This is a genomic window from Cohnella hashimotonis, from assembly GCF_030014955.1.
Taxonomy (GTDB): Bacteria; Bacillota; Bacilli; order Paenibacillales; family Paenibacillaceae; genus Cohnella; species Cohnella hashimotonis.
Window position 1 is genome coordinate 7,660,337 of the sequence record NZ_JAGRPV010000001.1, and the last position, 16,109, is coordinate 7,676,445.

Annotated in this window: 16 protein-coding genes; 6 read left to right on the top strand and 10 right to left on the bottom strand. The window is 59.5% G+C overall.

The genetic code is table 11. From position 1 onward, the window contains the following. Positions 1-294: 294 nt before the first annotated feature. Genes KB449_RS30565 through KB449_RS30585 form a run of 5 tightly spaced genes read right to left on the bottom strand, consistent with a single transcriptional unit; the run spans position 295 to position 5,006 of the window. Entirely contained in the window at positions 295-975 is a 681-nt protein-coding gene (locus tag KB449_RS30565; RefSeq protein WP_282911972.1) for a GntR family transcriptional regulator, read from the bottom strand. 44 nt (positions 976-1,019) lie between these two features. Continuing rightward, on the bottom strand, positions 1,020-2,036 hold the full coding sequence (locus tag KB449_RS30570) for a sugar kinase (protein ID WP_282911973.1): 1,017 nt from the start codon (positions 2,034-2,036) through the stop codon (positions 1,020-1,022). Next, entirely contained in the window at positions 2,029-2,787 is a 759-nt protein-coding gene (dagF, locus tag KB449_RS30575; protein WP_282911974.1) for a 2-dehydro-3-deoxy-phosphogluconate aldolase, read from the bottom strand. The genes KB449_RS30570 and dagF overlap by 8 nt, the downstream gene beginning before the upstream one ends. 1 nt (position 2,788) lies before the next feature. Further along, positions 2,789-3,892 carry a DgaE family pyridoxal phosphate-dependent ammonia lyase gene (locus tag KB449_RS30580; protein ID WP_282911975.1) on the bottom strand — a complete coding sequence of 368 codons (1,104 nt, stop codon included), beginning with the start codon at positions 3,890-3,892 and terminating at the stop codon, positions 2,789-2,791. Continuing rightward, positions 3,858-5,006: an amidohydrolase/deacetylase family metallohydrolase gene (locus tag KB449_RS30585; protein WP_282911976.1), complete on the bottom strand. Its 1,149-nt coding sequence runs from the start codon at positions 5,004-5,006 to the stop codon at positions 3,858-3,860. Before KB449_RS30585 ends, KB449_RS30580 begins: the two co-directional genes overlap by 35 nt. Before the next feature lie 159 nt (positions 5,007-5,165). Here KB449_RS30585 and KB449_RS30590 point away from each other — a divergent pair, with 159 nt between their 5' ends. The 5 genes from KB449_RS30590 to KB449_RS30610 all read left to right on the top strand — a co-directional run bounded on the left by KB449_RS30590 (position 5,166) and on the right by KB449_RS30610 (position 11,979). Then, positions 5,166-6,944 (top strand): cache domain-containing sensor histidine kinase, encoded by a 1,779-nt coding sequence (locus KB449_RS30590; RefSeq protein ID WP_282911977.1) that lies wholly within the window; start codon positions 5,166-5,168, stop codon positions 6,942-6,944. Continuing rightward, entirely contained in the window at positions 6,941-8,500 is a 1,560-nt protein-coding gene (locus KB449_RS30595) for a response regulator (protein WP_282911978.1), read from the top strand. Before KB449_RS30590 ends, KB449_RS30595 begins: the two co-directional genes overlap by 4 nt. A 154-nt stretch (positions 8,501-8,654) precedes the next feature. Then, positions 8,655-10,031 carry an extracellular solute-binding protein gene (locus KB449_RS30600; RefSeq protein WP_282911979.1) on the top strand — a complete coding sequence of 459 codons (1,377 nt, stop codon included), beginning with the start codon at positions 8,655-8,657 and terminating at the stop codon, positions 10,029-10,031. Positions 10,032-10,165: 134 nt separating this feature from the next. Further along, a complete protein-coding gene (locus KB449_RS30605; RefSeq protein ID WP_282911980.1) occupies positions 10,166-11,038 on the top strand; it encodes a carbohydrate ABC transporter permease in 873 nt (290 codons plus the stop codon). A 44-nt stretch (positions 11,039-11,082) separates the two neighbouring features. Beyond that, positions 11,083-11,979, top strand: a complete 897-nt coding sequence (locus KB449_RS30610; RefSeq protein ID WP_434082569.1) for a carbohydrate ABC transporter permease — start codon at positions 11,083-11,085, stop codon at positions 11,977-11,979. A 246-nt stretch (positions 11,980-12,225) separates the two neighbouring features. Here KB449_RS30610 and KB449_RS30615 read toward each other — a convergent pair whose 3' ends face one another. From KB449_RS30615 to KB449_RS30635, 5 genes are all read right to left on the bottom strand, one after another. Continuing rightward, a complete protein-coding gene (locus tag KB449_RS30615; RefSeq protein WP_282911982.1) occupies positions 12,226-13,302 on the bottom strand; it encodes a hypothetical protein in 1,077 nt (358 codons plus the stop codon). A gap of 137 nt (positions 13,303-13,439) precedes the next feature. Next, a complete protein-coding gene (locus tag KB449_RS30620) occupies positions 13,440-14,378 on the bottom strand; it encodes a YitT family protein (RefSeq protein WP_282911983.1) in 939 nt (312 codons plus the stop codon). A 241-nt stretch (positions 14,379-14,619) separates the two neighbouring features. Continuing rightward, positions 14,620-14,775 carry a small acid-soluble spore protein P gene (locus KB449_RS30625; RefSeq protein ID WP_282911984.1) on the bottom strand — a complete coding sequence of 52 codons (156 nt, stop codon included), beginning with the start codon at positions 14,773-14,775 and terminating at the stop codon, positions 14,620-14,622. Between the two features lie 21 nt (positions 14,776-14,796). Continuing rightward, a complete protein-coding gene (locus tag KB449_RS30630; RefSeq protein WP_282912975.1) occupies positions 14,797-14,979 on the bottom strand; it encodes a hypothetical protein in 183 nt (60 codons plus the stop codon). Positions 14,980-14,990: 11 nt separating this feature from the next. Next, positions 14,991-15,338: a hypothetical protein gene (locus tag KB449_RS30635; RefSeq protein WP_282911985.1), complete on the bottom strand. Its 348-nt coding sequence runs from the start codon at positions 15,336-15,338 to the stop codon at positions 14,991-14,993. A 450-nt stretch (positions 15,339-15,788) separates the two neighbouring features. On the opposite strand from KB449_RS30635, the gene KB449_RS30640 reads away from it, so the two are divergent. Then, the gene (locus tag KB449_RS30640; RefSeq protein ID WP_282906615.1) at positions 15,789-16,109 is read left to right on the top strand and encodes a transposase; all 321 of its coding nucleotides are present in this window, start codon (positions 15,789-15,791) and stop codon (positions 16,107-16,109) included.

The window sequence follows — 16,109 nt, forward strand, 5'->3', positions numbered from 1 at the left end:
AGGCATTTTATTAAGTGTCGTTCGTCGATAGAAAATTCATGTACGGATGCAGGTATTTTTGAACGGCAAAGCGTCCGACAAGCTCCGCATGCCGAAAGCGCACTTACCTGTCATGAAACGCCGTCAAATTTAGACTGCTTGCTATAGCAAGAAACCGTCAGGCAAGCCTGCCTTGACGGTCCTTTCGTGTCGCGTACAGCGTACTTCTGCTGCCCTGCAACCTTCGCCTGCAGCGGCAGCTTTCTCCTGCTTTCTCCTGTTACCGTGCTTCAAGCCAACGTCCAACCGCCCGGCTCACACGTCGTAATTCACCACATAATGCTGCAGCGCCGTATTATAGTACCCCTCGCTGTACTCGACCACGCCGCCAGCCTCGTCGTAGGCGTAGCGCAGGCGCTTCAGCAGCGGCGTGCCCTCCGCCAAGTTCAACTGCTCGGCGACGCCGGCAGGCGCAGCCGATACCGCGAACGCATCCCGGAACCGCGCCAGCACGATGCCGTTCTCCTCCAGAAATCCGTACAACGACTGCTCCGCCAGCCCCGACAGGTCTGCCTTTTCCAACCTTGCCGGCAGATGGTGCGCATAGTGGATATACGGCGCCCCGTCCAACAAATAAAGCCGTTCGACCCGAAGACTCTCGCCTCCGAACAAACGCAGCTGCTCGGAGCCCGGCTCGTGCCGGACAGTCGCTGCGCCCAGCAGCCGTTTCTGCATCGCATGGCCTTCCTCGACGAGCAGCTCGGTGAAGCTCTTCCACGTCGAGCGCTTGGCCGCCTTTGTGTTGCGGATCACCCGCGTCCCCCGGCCGCTGCTCGGCTCCAGATAACCCTCCTGCACGAGCTCCTTGATGGCGCCCCGAATCGTGATCTTGCTCACGCCGAACTCCTCCTCGAGCCGCGGCTCGGGAGGAATGTTGGTGTCGAGCGGATACTGCCCGTGCAGAATCCGGTCCTTCAGTATGTTTTTGATCTGCATGTACAACGGCCGCTTGTTGCGGGACAGATTCACGGTCTCGATCTCTACCTTTCTATGTCGCCTGCCGCCTCCGTCATGGCGCGGAAGATTTCCGCCTCCGTCGACATCGGCGTGTCGCCCTGCACCGTATGGGCCAGCATCGCTGCGGCAGCCGCGAATTCGACGGTCCGCCCGGACGGCATTCCCGTCAGCGCGCCGTGCAGGATGCCGCTGGCGTACGCGTCTCCTGCTCCAATTCTATCATAGACCGCGAACGTAAGCGTTTTGGAAAAAGCGAATTGCCGGTTTTCATACAAAAAACCTTGCAATGCGTGGGTCCCGTCTCCGATGATGGCACGATGGGTGCCGGCGATTGCGGCGATGCCATAAGTATCGGCAACGGCCGGGATGAGATCCGTGAGCTGATCCCTGCGGACCGTCCGGCTCGTCTCCATGCCGAGAATGTGAATCGCGTCCTTCTCGTTCATGAACACGAGGTCCGCAAGGCTCAGCATCTCGATATAATGCGGCTTCGCCTTGGCGTAGCCGTCCTCACCCCAGAGCGTCGGGCGATAGTTGCAGTCGAAAACGACGAGGCCGCCCTTGCGCTTGACCGCGCGCGCGAGCTCCGCCATATGGCCGCGCACCGTATCGTTCATAGCGAGCGTGATGCCGCAGAAGTGAACGGCGTCCAGCCCTTCCGCGAGCGCCTCCCAATCGTAAGCGCCGGCAGGCGCCGTGTTGAAGCTGCTCTCCAGCCGGTTCGTGTACGTGACGCGGCTCGGTCTGGCGCCGAAGCCGTTCTCGAGGAAGTAGAGACCGACGTACTTCCCGTCCCGCCGAATGAAGTCCTGGGCCACGCCCAGCTTGCGCAAATACGCGACCGCGGCGTCGCCCAGCGGATTCGCGGGCAGCGTCGTGACCAGATAGCCAGCATGCCCGAACCGCGCGAGCGCCGAGACGATATTGACCCCGGTGCCGGAGAACGAGTACTTCAGCGTATCCGCCTGGGTGAGCAGTTCGTAGCCCGGCACCTGCAGGCGCATCATCACTTCGCCGAAGGCGGCGACTTTTTTAGGCATACCGGTCGACCAGCTCTTTCATCGTCGCCAGCAGGCGGCGCACATCGTCGGTCTTCGTTTTGCCTGTGGCCTTGTCGACGATTGAGGAGTAGACATGCGGAATCACCTGCGGCACGCCCGCTTCGAGTGCCATGCGGACGATCGGTTCGAAGTTGTCCAGGTCGATGCCGCCCGTCGGCTCGAGCGCGAAACCTTCCGCGGCGCAAGCTTCTACGACCGCCTTGTACTCGTCTTCGCGGCTCAGCCCGTTCATCGGAAAATACTTGAGCGCGTTGCCGCCCATGTCGCGCACAAGCGCAATCGCCGCACGGACGGGCAGGATCGCCTGCTCGGCCGCAGCCGCGCTAATCGGTCCCGTCGACACTTTAACATAGCCGACCCGGCCCGTCGGAGAGACGAGGCTGTTGATCCAGCTTTCCCTGCCGCCGAGGTTTGCACGTGTCGCGCCGACCGCGGGGAACACCTGATTGACATGGCTGCCGGGATAGTGCTTGACGATCTCCGCCACGACGGCTGCCTGCCGATTGTCGCCGGCGCCGAGACCGATCGATACGGCGTCGTCGATCGCCCGGCCGTATTCCTCCATCGCTTGCACTGCCGCCGCCACGGTCGGATAGTCCTTGGACAGCACGCCGACCAGCACATGCCCTTCGGCCGCATCGAACACTTCCTTGGCGTTTTCCACGCTGTTCGCCAAGACGTTCAGCGCCGCCCGCTCTCTGTACAGTCTTTTCGTCAAACCGCTCGTCATCTTATTGTCCTCCTGCCAGCTCGCGAATGCGCGACGCGATAATATGAATGTCGTCGCCCTGAAGCGGGCGCGGATCGATATCGAAGTAGCCTTGGCGGACGCCGTAATCGCGGGTATAGATGGCGATGTCGCCCTCCTGCAGCGCCTTCGCCAGGCGCACGGCGGTCGTTCCCGTGAGCGCGGGATCGATCCGGACCCGCCCGCGGTAGATCGCGCGGCCCGCTTCGTCCTGCACGATCGACACCTGCACGCCTGCCAGATCGTTCAGGGGCGCCAGCGCCTGCAGCGATTCCTTTTCCCGCTCGCTCGTATCTTCCTTGACCATATACTCGTCCAGCGCCTGAAGCAAGCCGAACGTCGTCTCCTTGCCGACCTTCATGCTGCGCCCGATGCCGTGAAGCTGCACCTTCAGCCATTCGACATACTTGCGCTTGCCGCCGACGATGCCCGAGGTGGGGCCTTCGATCGCTTTGGAGCCGCTGTAGATTGCCAGATCCGCGCACTTCACGTACTTGCGGACATCCTCCTCCGCCGCGGCGTCCACGATGAGCGGCACCCCGCGCCGCTGCGCAATTTCCCACACTTCCTCGACGGAGATCATGTTCTTTTGAACCGCATGATGCGACTTCACGTATAAAATGGCTGCCGTCCGCTCGCCGATCGCGTCCTCGATATGCTCGGCTTTGCCTTCGTTGGCGTAGCCTGCCTCAACGACCTTGCCGCCCCCCAGGTATACCATGGTCTCCACAGGCGCGCCGTACTGTACATTGTGCCCCTTCAGCATGACGATCTCGTTTCGCGCGATCGGCTCCTGATGCAGACGCTCGCTGAGACGTCGGTTGCCCTGCGTGACGATCGCCGCCACCGACAGCGCGATGCCGCTCGACGCGGAATTGACGACGACCGCCGCCTCCGAGCCCAGAATGCCCGCGATCCGGTCGCCCGCCTTGTCGACGAGATCCGCGATCTCCACATACTGCTGCCCGCCCTGCTTCATCGCTTCCATGACGGTGTCCGTCGGCGCGGACACGCCGAGGATGCTCATCCTCCCGCTTGCGTTGATGACGCGCTTAAGTCCATACTTCGCATGCCATGAATTCGCCATTCGTCACGACTCCTCTCGGTACGATCCGTTGATTGGCCTTGCGTTCGATGCCTTCTGAATCCAAGAGCGACACCGGCTCCTCCCGGACGTCAAATACCGTCAGATGCGCGGGATCCCCCGCCTGTATCCGTCCGAGCTCGGGTCGCCCGAGCCACTGCGCCGCGCTGGACGTGACGGCCGCGACGACTTCCTGCAAGGAATAGCCTAGATAAAGGAACTTGCTCATCACGTTCGCCAGACTGAACACCGGACCGTTCAGGCGATTGCCCCGGTAAATATCGGAGCTGATCGTATGCAGCCCGATGCCGTTCCGCTTCGCCGCCTCGGCGACGCGGAACGAGAAGCTCGCCGTGCCATGCCCGACATCCAGCCGTACGCCGCGCTCCAGTGCGTCCAGCAGCGCCGGAATCGGCCGGCCCTCGGCGTCAAAGAGATTGTTGGGCTTCCCGTTGAGGTAGTGCGTGACGATATCCCCTTCCCTCAGGTAGGAGAGCACCTCCTCGATGGCCGGCGGCGCGGAGCCGATATGGACCATGAGCGACAATCCCGTCGAGGCCGACAGCACCCGGGCGACGCGCAGCGGCGCGATGCCGCTGTCGCCGACGACGCTGCGGCTGATGCGCGCCTTCAAGCCGACGATCACATCGGGATAACGGGCGACAGCCTCGCCTACCCGATCCCCGTCGAGCCAGTCGAGCTGCGACAGCTCGTCGATCCGGCTCAGCCCGATGCGCGAGATGTTCAGAAACGCCAGCAGGTTCGTCTTTGCGCTCTCCCCGCTTGCCGCCAGCTCCCCGATCCGGTCCGCCCCGCAGCTGCCCGCGTCTACGATCGTCGCCACGCCCTGCTTGACGCCGATCTGGTCAATCTCGTCCCCATAGGGATCGAATGCCGGGAAGGCATGCACGTGCATGTCGATCCAGCCGCTCGATACGTAGGCGCCGCCGCAATCGATCGTGCGGTTAGCAGTATAATCCAGCCCGTCTGCCATGCCGATCCGGCCATCCGCGAGCTTTGCCTCTAAAATCCGGCCGATTCGCCCATCCGCGATCTCGATGTCCACCGGTCTTCCGTCCAGCAGCTTCAGATTGCGCAGCAAGTAATCATTGCTCAATTCTTTTCACCCGCTTATTCTGGGATAACGGCGGCTATTGCCTTAACCTATCCCTTAAGATAGCATAGAAATTAAAAAATACAATATATCGTTATAATGTTTATTCTTTTGTTTGTCTCCGTCCATCCACCTTCGTTCATCACATCGAGAGGGGCACGAATGATGACCTTATGGTTCAAACAATCGCTCAAGAGCAAGCTGTCCCTGTTGATCCTGATCGCGGTCATCACCCCGCTCCTAGCCACGGGCGTCGTCTCCTACCGCATCGCTTCCAATCTGACGGAGAAAATCGAGAAGGAATCCGGCATGAATACGCTCCGCCAGGTGTCCGACAAGCTCGACTTCCTCATCAACGACGTCGAGACGATGTCCGTATTCATTATCGGGCAAAAGGACATCCAGTCTTACCTCGAGCGCAGCGATGCGGACTATGCCTTGTATTCGCAAAACGTGGCTTTCCTGATGAACCTGGCTTCCTCCAAAACGTACATTTCCAATATTACGATCACCTCTTCCCGCGGCCATCCCGCTTTGTATAACACGACCGTACTGCACTCCGGGCTTCCCGAGCTGCAGGCGTCCGGCGCGAACGGCGGCGATCCCGACGTCAAATGGTGGACCCCGCCTTACGAGAACAAGACGACCGACGACGGGATCGCCAAGGTGTTCTCCCTCGTGCGTCCCATCCGCGACATGAGCAAGTTCAAGCGCATCGGCGAGCTGGCGATCAGCATCGACATCGCCGAGGTACGGCGCATGCTGCAGGACGCGGGCTGGAACGCGAGCGGACAGCTCTGGCTGATCAATCAGGACAATCGGATCGTCGCGTCGCCGTCCGGCGAGGACGCGGCGGCGCTGCAGGGCCTGTCCGTTCCCGACGTCTCTCGGCTCGGCGATTCCGAAGGCGTGATGAATATCAAAGGCGGCCGGGATAGCAACACGCTGCTCTATTACACGCTGCCCGCGCTCGGCTGGAAGCTCGTAGGCGTCATCCCCACCCGGATCTACACCGCCCAGAACAAATACGTGCTCACGCTCACCGCCTACGCCATCGGACTGGCCGCGCTGCTCGCGGTCGTGCTGGTGCTTTATTTCATTACCTGGGTCACCCGGCCCCTGGCCAAGATCTCCAAGAAACTCAAGGATATCAATCCTGAAGAGCCCGTGACGCGCATCGAGGTCAAGAGCTCGGACGAGATCGGCATGCTGCTCCACAGCTACAACAAACTGGGCGACCGCATCCAGCGGCTCAAGAGCCAGCTTCAGGAGCACGAGGCCAAAAAGAAAGAAGTCGACATCCAGGCGCTTCAGGCGCAGATTCATCCGCATTTTCTGTACAACACGCTGTCTTCGATCCAATGGAACGCGCTCATGAACAAGGACCGCCAGACGGCGGAGATGGTCGGGGCGCTGAGCGATTTCCTGCGGTTCAGCCTGAACGACGGCAAGGAATACTGCACCGTCCAGCAAGAGGTCTCTCACGCCCAGAATTACATTCGCATCATGTCCCGGCGATTCCAGGACAAGTTCGATTCGGCTTTTTTCGTCGATCCGACGCTTCATAGCCATTCGATACTAAAGCTGCTCCTGCAGCCGCTCATCGAGAACAGCATCATGCACGGTCTTCAGAAGCAGAAGAAAAAGGGAAGCCTGTTCGTATTCGGCGAGTGCCGCGACGGCGCGATGACGTTCGTCGTGGAGGATACGGGCATCGGCATCGACGCGGACAAGTTGGTGAAGCTGCGCCGGCATCTGACCGCGCCTGACGACGCCGAGGATGATCGCGCGGCAGCCGGCAAGTCGGGCTACGGCCTTCGCAGCGTACATCGCCGGCTGCAACTGCATTACGGCGCCGGGTCGGGGCTGCAGATCGACAGCGATCCGGGCGTCCGCACGCGCATTTCCTTCCAAATCCCGATCCAGGAGGCAAACGCATGAAAATATTGATCGTAGACGACGAATTCATCATCCGGACGGGATTATGCACGGTCATCGACTGGGAGGGACTCGGCATGACGCTCCTGCCGCCGGCCGAATCCGCCGAGGAAGCGCTGGAGCGCCTGGCTGACGAGCAGCCGGACATCGTGCTGACGGACATCCGCATGCCCGGCATGGACGGCATCGAGCTGGCCAAGGAGATCAAGGCGCGGCGGCCGGACACGGAGATCGTCATTCTGACCGGCTACGACGACTTTGGCTACGCCCGCCAGGCGCTGCGCGAGGGGGTCACCGACTACCTGCTCAAGACGAGCGGTCCGGAAGAGATCATGATGGCCGCCATGAAGGCGAAGCAGAATCTGCTCGCCAAGTGGGAGACGATGAAGCAGGAGGCCGCCCAAGGCGCCGCGTTGCGCAATCAGGGGCTGGAGGAGCTGCTGTCCGCTGGCGGCAAAAGGCTTGCGGGAAGCGGCACGTCCGCGGACCCTGCGCGCAAGTGGCTGGAGCAAGCCGGCGTGGCGAAGGCCGGGCCCGACGGCGCCCTGCTGCCGATGCGCGTGCTGCTCGTCGGCGCGTCGGGCTGGGACGACGACAGGTTCGCGGGAATTATGCTCGGTGCGGCCGAGAGCAAGCTGCTCGAGCTGCTGCCGTGCGTCGCGCTGCGCAAGAGCGACAGGATCATCGTCGTCTCGCAGGCCTGCGAGGGCTGGTCCCACACGAGCCGGCTCGCCGGCGCCGTCGCCCGCGTCCGCGAGGCGCTCAAGTGCGACATTTTCGCCGCGGCCGGAGAGCCGGTCACGGCTTGGGCCGAGCTTGCACGCTCGTATGCGGAAGCGGAGTCTGCCTATGCCTATCGCCTGCTGCTGGGGGACAACGGCCTCGTGGAGGCGAAGGATGTCCTCGCCCGCCGGGGAGGACGTACGGTCTGCTCCGCGAAGGAGGAGAACGAGCTCTCCGCGCTGCTGATGAACAGCGACGCGACGCAGCTGCGGAACTGGACGAACGGCATCGTGAACGAACAGCTGAGCGATCCGCAGGCGACGCCGGCCACGCTGCAGGCCTATCTGCAATCGATCGTCATCGCCGCTCACCGCTGGCTGGACCGTACCCGGGATAGCGGCGCGGAGGCTTCCGCTTCGGCGCCGGTCATTCCTTTTCACGTGGGCATCCGTCTCGCGGACGAGCTGTTCAAGCTGCTCCTGTCCGTCCTAAACGCCTTCCATGACCGGGTGAGCGCCGGACGCTACGCTTATATTCATAGGGCGATCGCCTACATTCAGCATCATCTCGACCGGCATTTAACCTTGCAGCAGGTTGCCGGCTTCGTACACATCAATCCGAACCATTTCAGCGAGATGTTCAAGAAGGAGACCGGACAGAGCTTCACGGAATACGTCACGCGGGAGCGAATGCTGCGCGCGGCCAACATCTTGAAGACGACGCGCATGAAGATCAGCGAGGTCGCGGGCGAGGCCGGATACGAGGACATCAAGTACTTCAGCCAGCAATTTAAAAAAGTGATGGGCTGCACGCCGTCCGAATATCGGCAAATGTAAGCTTTTCTGACATAAACATGCCTTTTTCCCGAACAAAAAGCCGAAAACGGATTCATAAACTGAATATCGTCTACCCTAACGCCGGAACTTCTCCCCCGCGACCCGACGGTCCGGGCGCCTATACTTAATTTACATTCACGCAGGAGGGGTTCATATGAAAAAGAAACCTGTATCCTTAACCGCCCTGGCGCTCGCGGCGACCACGCTGCTCGCGGCATGCGGCAACGACACGTCCAACAATGCCGCCTCGAGCAGCGCAGCTTCGAGCGCGCCCGCTTCGGGCTCGTCCGGCGCATCGGCGAGCGCGCCGGCTTCCGGCGAGAAGGTCAAGCTGTCGATCTGGCACAATTTCTCCGGCGACGACCTGCGGGCCCAAGCCGTGCGCGCGCAGATCGACAAGTTCAAAGCCGCGCATCCGGAGGTCGAGCTGGACGCCCAGGCGATCCCGCCAGACGGCTACCGCCAACGGCTCAAGACGGTCGCGGCGGCCGGCGAGATGCCCGACGTGTTCTTCACGCAGTCCGGCACATCGATCCAGGAATTCTACGACGGCGGTCTGATCCAACCGATCACGCCGCTGCTCGACAAGTACCCCGAGTGGAAAAACAACTTCATGGAAGGCGCGCTCGATCGGCTCTCGTTCGACGGCCAGGTGTACGCGACGCCGCTGAGCGGGTCGGCCACCTCCCTGTTCTTCTATAACAAATCGCTCTTCGACAAGTACCAGGTCAAGGTGCCGACGACTTGGGACGAGCTGATGACGGCAATCAAGACGTTTAACGACAACAAGATTACGCCGATCTCGCTCGGCAACAAGGCCGCCTGGCTGGCGCAGTCCAGCATTCTCTCGTCCCTGGCCGACCGCGTGACCGGCACGGATTGGTTCCTAAAGGCGGCGAGCCAGGACGGCGCGTCGTTCACCGATCCCGAGTTCGTCCAGGCGCTGCAGCTGTTCAAGGATCTCTCCCAAGCCAAGGCGTTCCAAACTGGCGCCAACAGCCTGGACAACACGCAGATGGAGCAGTACTTCGTCGAAGGCAAGGCCGCGATGATGATCGACGGCTCCTGGGCGCTGACGAACATGGCAGCCACCGGCACGCCGGAGCAGCTCAACCAGGTCGAAGTGACCGTGCTGCCTTCCGTACCGGGCGGCAAGGGCGATCCGAACGCCATCTCCGGCGGATCCGGCGGCGGCATGGCGCTGAGCAAGACCGTTACGGGCGCCAAGCTCGACGCCGCGCTCGAGCTGATCTACGCGATCGGCGGGCCGGAAGGCATGCAGGCGATCGTCAACAGCAACTCCGTCGTCAACTATAAGGTCGAGCCCGATCAAGCCGTGGTGACGCCGCTGTTCTACAAGGCGTTCACCCTGTTCAAATCGGTCAAGCTGACGCCGGTATACGACGCCTACCTGACGTCGGCTGCCGCGGACGTCATCAACAACGGCCTGCAGGACCTGCTGCTGACCGGCAAGCCGGAGGCCGTCGCCAAGAAGCTCCAGGACGCGCAAGCGCAGGCGCTCGGCAAGTAAATCTGGCGAATGCGGATGGCGGCGTGACGGACCCGCGCTTCCCGGCGAACGCCGGGGAGACCGGGCCCGTCCCCGCCTTCTCTTTCTCCAAGCTGCACGTTTAAGCACAAGCGTCAAACGAAAGGAGGCCGGTCATGACGAATTCCGGCCGTCTCAGAGCCTTTATCGCGGTAGGGTTGCTGCCTACCCTGTTCATCTATGCGGTGTTCGTGCTGGTGCCCATCGTCTGGTCCGCCTATTACGGATTCTTCGACTGGAAAGGCATCGGCGCATCCAAGTTCATCGGATTCGACAACTACGCCGAAGCGCTCGGGGATCCGATCTTCTGGAGGGCGTTCAAGAACAACCTGATCATCGTAGCCGCCTCGATCTTCGGACAGCTGCCGATCGCGCTCGTCCTGTCGCTCATTTTGCGCAAGAGCACCTTCTTCCAACGCTTTGTCCGGTCCGCCGTGTTCATGCCCATGGTCGTGGCCAGCGTCGTGATCGGCATGATCTGGGGCTACATTTATCACCCGCAGATCGGCATCCTGAACTTCCTTCTCGAACAGTTCGGCCTCGGCTCCTGGATTCGCGACTGGCTCGGCGATCCGAGCATCAACATGTACGCCGTCAGCGCGCCGGTCATCTGGGCGAATATCGGACCGTATCTCGTGCTCTTCATCGCCGCCATTCAGAACATCTCCTCCGAAGTCGAAGACGCCGCCAAGATCGACGGCGCCGTGAAGTCCAAGTGGCTCTACATGATCGTCGTGCCGATGATCTGGGATACGATCAAGGTCGCCATCGTGCTGTGCATCTCCGGCAGCCTGAAGGCCTTCGACCTGATCTATATCATGACGGGCGGAGGCCCCGCGCAATCGACGGAGCTGCTCGCGACGTACATGTACAACAATACCTTCGAAGTTTTCCGCTACGGCTACGGCTCGGCGGTTTCCACATTGATCATCCTCATCAGCATGGTCCTCGTGCTCGGCAGCCAGCTGCTGATGAGACGCAAGCAATAATAAGCCGCGCATCCGCGCCTTAGAAAGAGAGGACAGCTATGAAGATGACAACGGACGGCAGCCTGGCGCACAAGGCCGGCCCGGCGCAAAACGCCGGACGTCCCGCTCTCTCCCGGCCTTTTAAGCCGAAATGGGCGTGGCTCTCCAATCTCGTGCTGCTGATCTACGCGCTGCTCACGCTGTACCCGCTCCTGTGGCTGTTCCTCAGCTCATTCAAGACGAACCAGGAGTTTTTCGGCAAGCCGTTCGCGCTGCCGTCGACGTGGCACTTCGACAATTACAAGCGGGCATGGGAGATCGCCGGCATCGGCCCCGCCTTCCTCAACTCGGTCATCGTCACCCTTAGCGCCATCGTGCTGACGCTGTTCCTCGGCACGCTTACGGCGTACGTCGTTTCCCGCATGAACTTCCGCTTCAAGGGGCTCGTCATGTCGCTCTTTGTTGCCGGCATGCTGATCCCGATCCACAGCACGCTCGTGCCGCTGTTCATCATGATGAACGAGTTCGGCATCCTCGACACGTACGCGTCGCTGATCCTGCCCTACGCCGCGTTCGAGCTGCCTGTCGCCATTTTCGTCGTTGGGGCGTACCTGACGTCGGTCCCGAAGGACCTCGAAGAGGCGTCGATGATCGATGGCAACGGCTATTGGGGCACCTTTTTCCGCGTCGTCGCGCCGCTGGCGGTGCCTGCCATGGCGACGATCTTCATCCTCGGGTTTCTCCGGTTCTGGAACGACTTTGCCTTCGCGCTCGTCTTCATCAATAACCAGGCGCTCAAGACGCTGCCGCTTAGCCTGTCCGTCTTCTCCGACGGCTACGGCACCGACTACAGTCTGACGACGGCAGCCATGTCGATCGCGGTCATCCCGACGATCGTCATCTATCTGATCTTTCAGGAGCAGATCATGAAGGGCATGGTGGCGGGATCGGTAAAAGGGTAGGGCGGAGACGCTGAGACTTGTGTTGCTCATACAAGGAAAACCGAAAGAGGGCTTATGGCCCTCTTTTTGCCTTTAAATCTGCCTTCCTCGGTGATCCGCCGCACCTTGCCGGTGGATCACCGAGTCCGGGGTACGCGCGCCTCCACCGTCGCTCCGGCCGTTGCAGTATGTGATAACACGCGGTAATAACGCAAAAAGCGGCCCGAAGGCCGCCTTTACAATTAAGACTCAATTGCTCGTATGCGGTTAAAGGCTGCCGCCGCCAAGTCCCGGGAGACCCAGCTGGCTCAGCTGGTCGTCCGTCAGCACTTCTTCGGCCTTCGGCTCGCCCGACAGCTTCACGTCGCCGTTGATATCGGTCAGCTCCTGGACGATCTTGATCGTGCCGCTGGTGGTCTGATCGGCCTCTGTGCCCGCGAACGCGATCTTGGCGTCGGTGTAGCTGGCATAGCCCTTTCCGTCGATACCGATGTTGGAGAGGATATCGAGCGTCTGCACGCTCTTTTTGAATTCCTCAAGGTCCTTCGAAATATCGTTGTCCTTGGACTCGGCCAGGCTTTTCTTGGCTTCGTCCAGGTCGGATTGCTCGATTTTCAGCATCTTGCGGTACTCTTCGTTCTTGGAGAGCAGGTCAATGACTTCCGGCCCGATATCGTTCGTGATCGTCTGGATGAGCGGCTCCACCTGGTCCTTCGTCACGTGTGTCTGTACGACCTTATCTATGCCGTCCGTCGTAATGCCCGCATCCTTGGCGGAGACATCCTTCAGGTAGGTGTCTTCGTCGATATGCTTGAATACGATCGCCGACACGTCGCTCACGAGCTTCTGCGTCGTGCCGATGTCGAGCGACTGGATATCTTGGCCCTCCTGCTCGGCCAGCTTCTTCAGGTCGACTTCAATATACTTGCCGACGATCTCTGCGGGCAGACCCAGCATCGGGATGTTCGGCACCTTGACCCACAGCTTTTCCTTGTTCATGACGATCGGCACAGTGATGGTCATCGCGAGATCGCCTTTAATATTGATCTGCAGGTTGATCTCGGCGAGCATCGGATCCTTGCGATAACCGCCTGTCCATGACAGCTCCGCGTTGCTCAGGAAGCCGCTGGCCATGCTTGCATACCCTTCGTCGTCCGCGGTCTCGGGCAGCTTCAGATCGGAAATCTGGAGGCTCCCTTTCATGCTATAGGAAGTGATTTGAGATGATTTCTTCAGGGCGTCTTGAAGCGTCTCCTCCGCCGACTTGGAACTGGTACATCCCGCTAGCAGGATGAGTACGAGGAGCGCTGCGATGGCGGCCAGTACTCTCTTTTGGTTAAGCAAAATAACGAAATCCCCCTTCAATTTCTGGATGATTGCTTCTAGAAATAGAAGCAGCCTCCATTTTAGTCCATTAAGGACCAAGATGGAAGCTCTTTTTGTTAAAGAGTAGATTAATCCGGATTGTAACCGGTTTCCGGTTAATGGATGTCCTTTTTGCGGAAACGACCGCCCTTGACGTCATGGATATTGCCGACGGCGAGGAAGGCGACGGGGTCGAGCTCATTGACGATCAGCTTGAGCTTCGCTTCCTCCAGACGGGAGATGACGCAGAAGATGACTTGCTTGGCATTGCCCGAATAGCCGCCTTCTCCGTTCAGATAGGTGACGCCCCGGCCGAGACGACTTACGATAGCGTCGCCGATATCGCGGTAGTTATCGCTGATGATCCAGACGGATTTGGATTCGTCGAAGCCTTCGATCGTCAGATCGATGACCTTGAACGCTATATAATAGGCGATCAGGGAGAACATGGCGTTGTCCCACCCGAATACCAGGCCTGCGCTTCCTAAGATGAATATGTTGATGAACATGACCATTTGGCCGACGGAAAAAGGACTCCGCTTGCTGAACAGGATTGCGACGATCTCCGTCCCGTCCGTCGTACCGCCGAAGCGGATAACGATACCGACGCCGACGCCGAGGAAGATTCCTCCGAAGATAGCGGCAAGCAAGGTTTGATCTGTAAAGGGTTCTACGTGGTGAAGCGCCTGAGTCGTGATCGCCAGCGTGACGACGCCGAGCAAGGTAGATAACGCGAAGGTTTTGCCGATTTGCTTGTACCCGATGATGAGAAAAGGCAGATTGAAGAGGAACAAGAAGATACCGATCGGCCAATGTGTGAGATAAGCGACCATGATGGATATGCCGGTGATGCCGCCGTCGATGATGGAATTCGGAACGAGGAATACTTCAAGCGCTGCGCCGACAAGTACGGCGCCGACGATAATGGCGATGACGCGCTTGGCAACCTCAAACAACGAAAGCCCGCTATGCTGCGCTTTCTTGATAGGCGCTTGGACCGCCGCTTGGCCTTGGGCGTGGGGAGACTTGGATTTGGATTTCTTCGAACTGGTCATAGGCACCTCCTGCTGGACAGTTTCTGATTTTATTATAACAGCTTAAAGTATGCGGAGAAAAGACACAGTATTAAAGAATTTGGGCAATTTTCAGCGAAAATAGCCGTTTTAGACGCAAATAAGCGATTCAGGCTGCCTGGAGGCAACTTAAATCGCTCAATGTTCGCAAGAGAAGCTATTACGGCCGCGCACAGGGGAATGACAAGGCTTATTCCCCCGCGCCCGGCCTTCGCAAAATCCGTCAGCCTTCCGGATTATTGTGGCTTACATGATTGCGGTTTTTGACCTTCTTGGAGCCGGATAGCGGCTTTTGGCCGCCGCGGTGTCCCGGACTGCGCTCGTCTCGATCGGGCTGGGGATTCGCTTCGGGCACCGGCTGCGATTTGGGCTTGCTCATAAGGGACGATCCCTCCGCTCGTTAGTCGTGGTGCTTCAACGTCTTGTCGTTGACCGGCTGGTCGTGATTCAACGAATCCTGATGACGACGATCGTTGTGCTGCTGGTTGAGCTGCTGCGCATGATGCGCGTTTACCTTGACCTCGGCAAGATCCTCCACGACGTTGCTCAGGTTTTTATCCGCCATTCCGTTGTCATTGGCCACTTCGTTCACCCCTAGGCATGCGTGTATGGCTGCAGGGTCTGCGCGCATTCGTGCAGATGCCTGCGGTAGTCGACGATCAGCTCTTGCAGCACGTCGCTGCGCTCGTCCACGGCTTGACCGTCGCGTTCGACGTCGGAGAGACCGATCTCGATCTCCCGGCTGTCCACGTATCTCACGGAGAAGTCGAATTCGAGGTTCTGCCGGCCGGCGCTGCGGATCTGGACGATCAGTCCGTCGGGATTCGCTTCGTCGGCGCGCACTGCGGCCTGATCGCCGCCGTGCAGATGCTGCTGAAGCTCGCTCTGCCAGTGCTGCACGAGCTCGGATTGCGATATCGTGAGTTTATCTTCGGTTGACATGGCTATTGCACCTCCGCTCTGTTAGATTGGCCTTGGACGGCGCAGTTCATGCAGAAAAGGGAAGGCGGATATGTCTGGAGATCGGGTGAAAGTAAAAGTGTTGTGCAAGGAAAAGTGTCTAGGGGATCGCCCTGCCAGTTTTCTTTTTTGCGGATTTCCGAAACTTGATTGGCGCGAACGCCAAGCCATGGCTCATCCACCAACCATTCCGATGGGGCGTACGATTGCCGCCCTTATCGTTCCTTCGCCGGAACGCCTGCAAATTTACATCTATTTTTGGTGTTCTCGACCCTCCTGGACAGGATAGGTGCAAATGTGCAGTTATTTACCTCCATCAGTCTCAATTCCAGCGTGCGCTTTGAATTTGCCTGCATATTCTCCTAGGCCCCCTAATCGAATTGGAGTCCCCCCCTACAATGATTTAAACTAGGGATAAGGGAGATGAGCGGGATGGGAAAAAGGTTAAAGGAAGAAACACGGCTTAGAATTGTTAAGGAAGCATTGGCTGGGGTTAAGGTGGGGGTGCTTGCTCGCATGTACGACATTCACCCCGAAACCATTCGTTTGTGGATACGCGAGCATCGTGACTTTATTCCACCGGAGGACATTCCCTCGGCAGACGAGCATTTGCAAGAAATCCAGCGGTTGCAGGAAGTCGAGCAGCGGTATGACAGAGCGGTTAAAGCGCTTGGTGAAAAAGAACTCGAAATTGAAATTCTGCGTGAACTGCTAAAAAAAACAACCCCCGTTTATCCGAAAAATTCGAAGTAG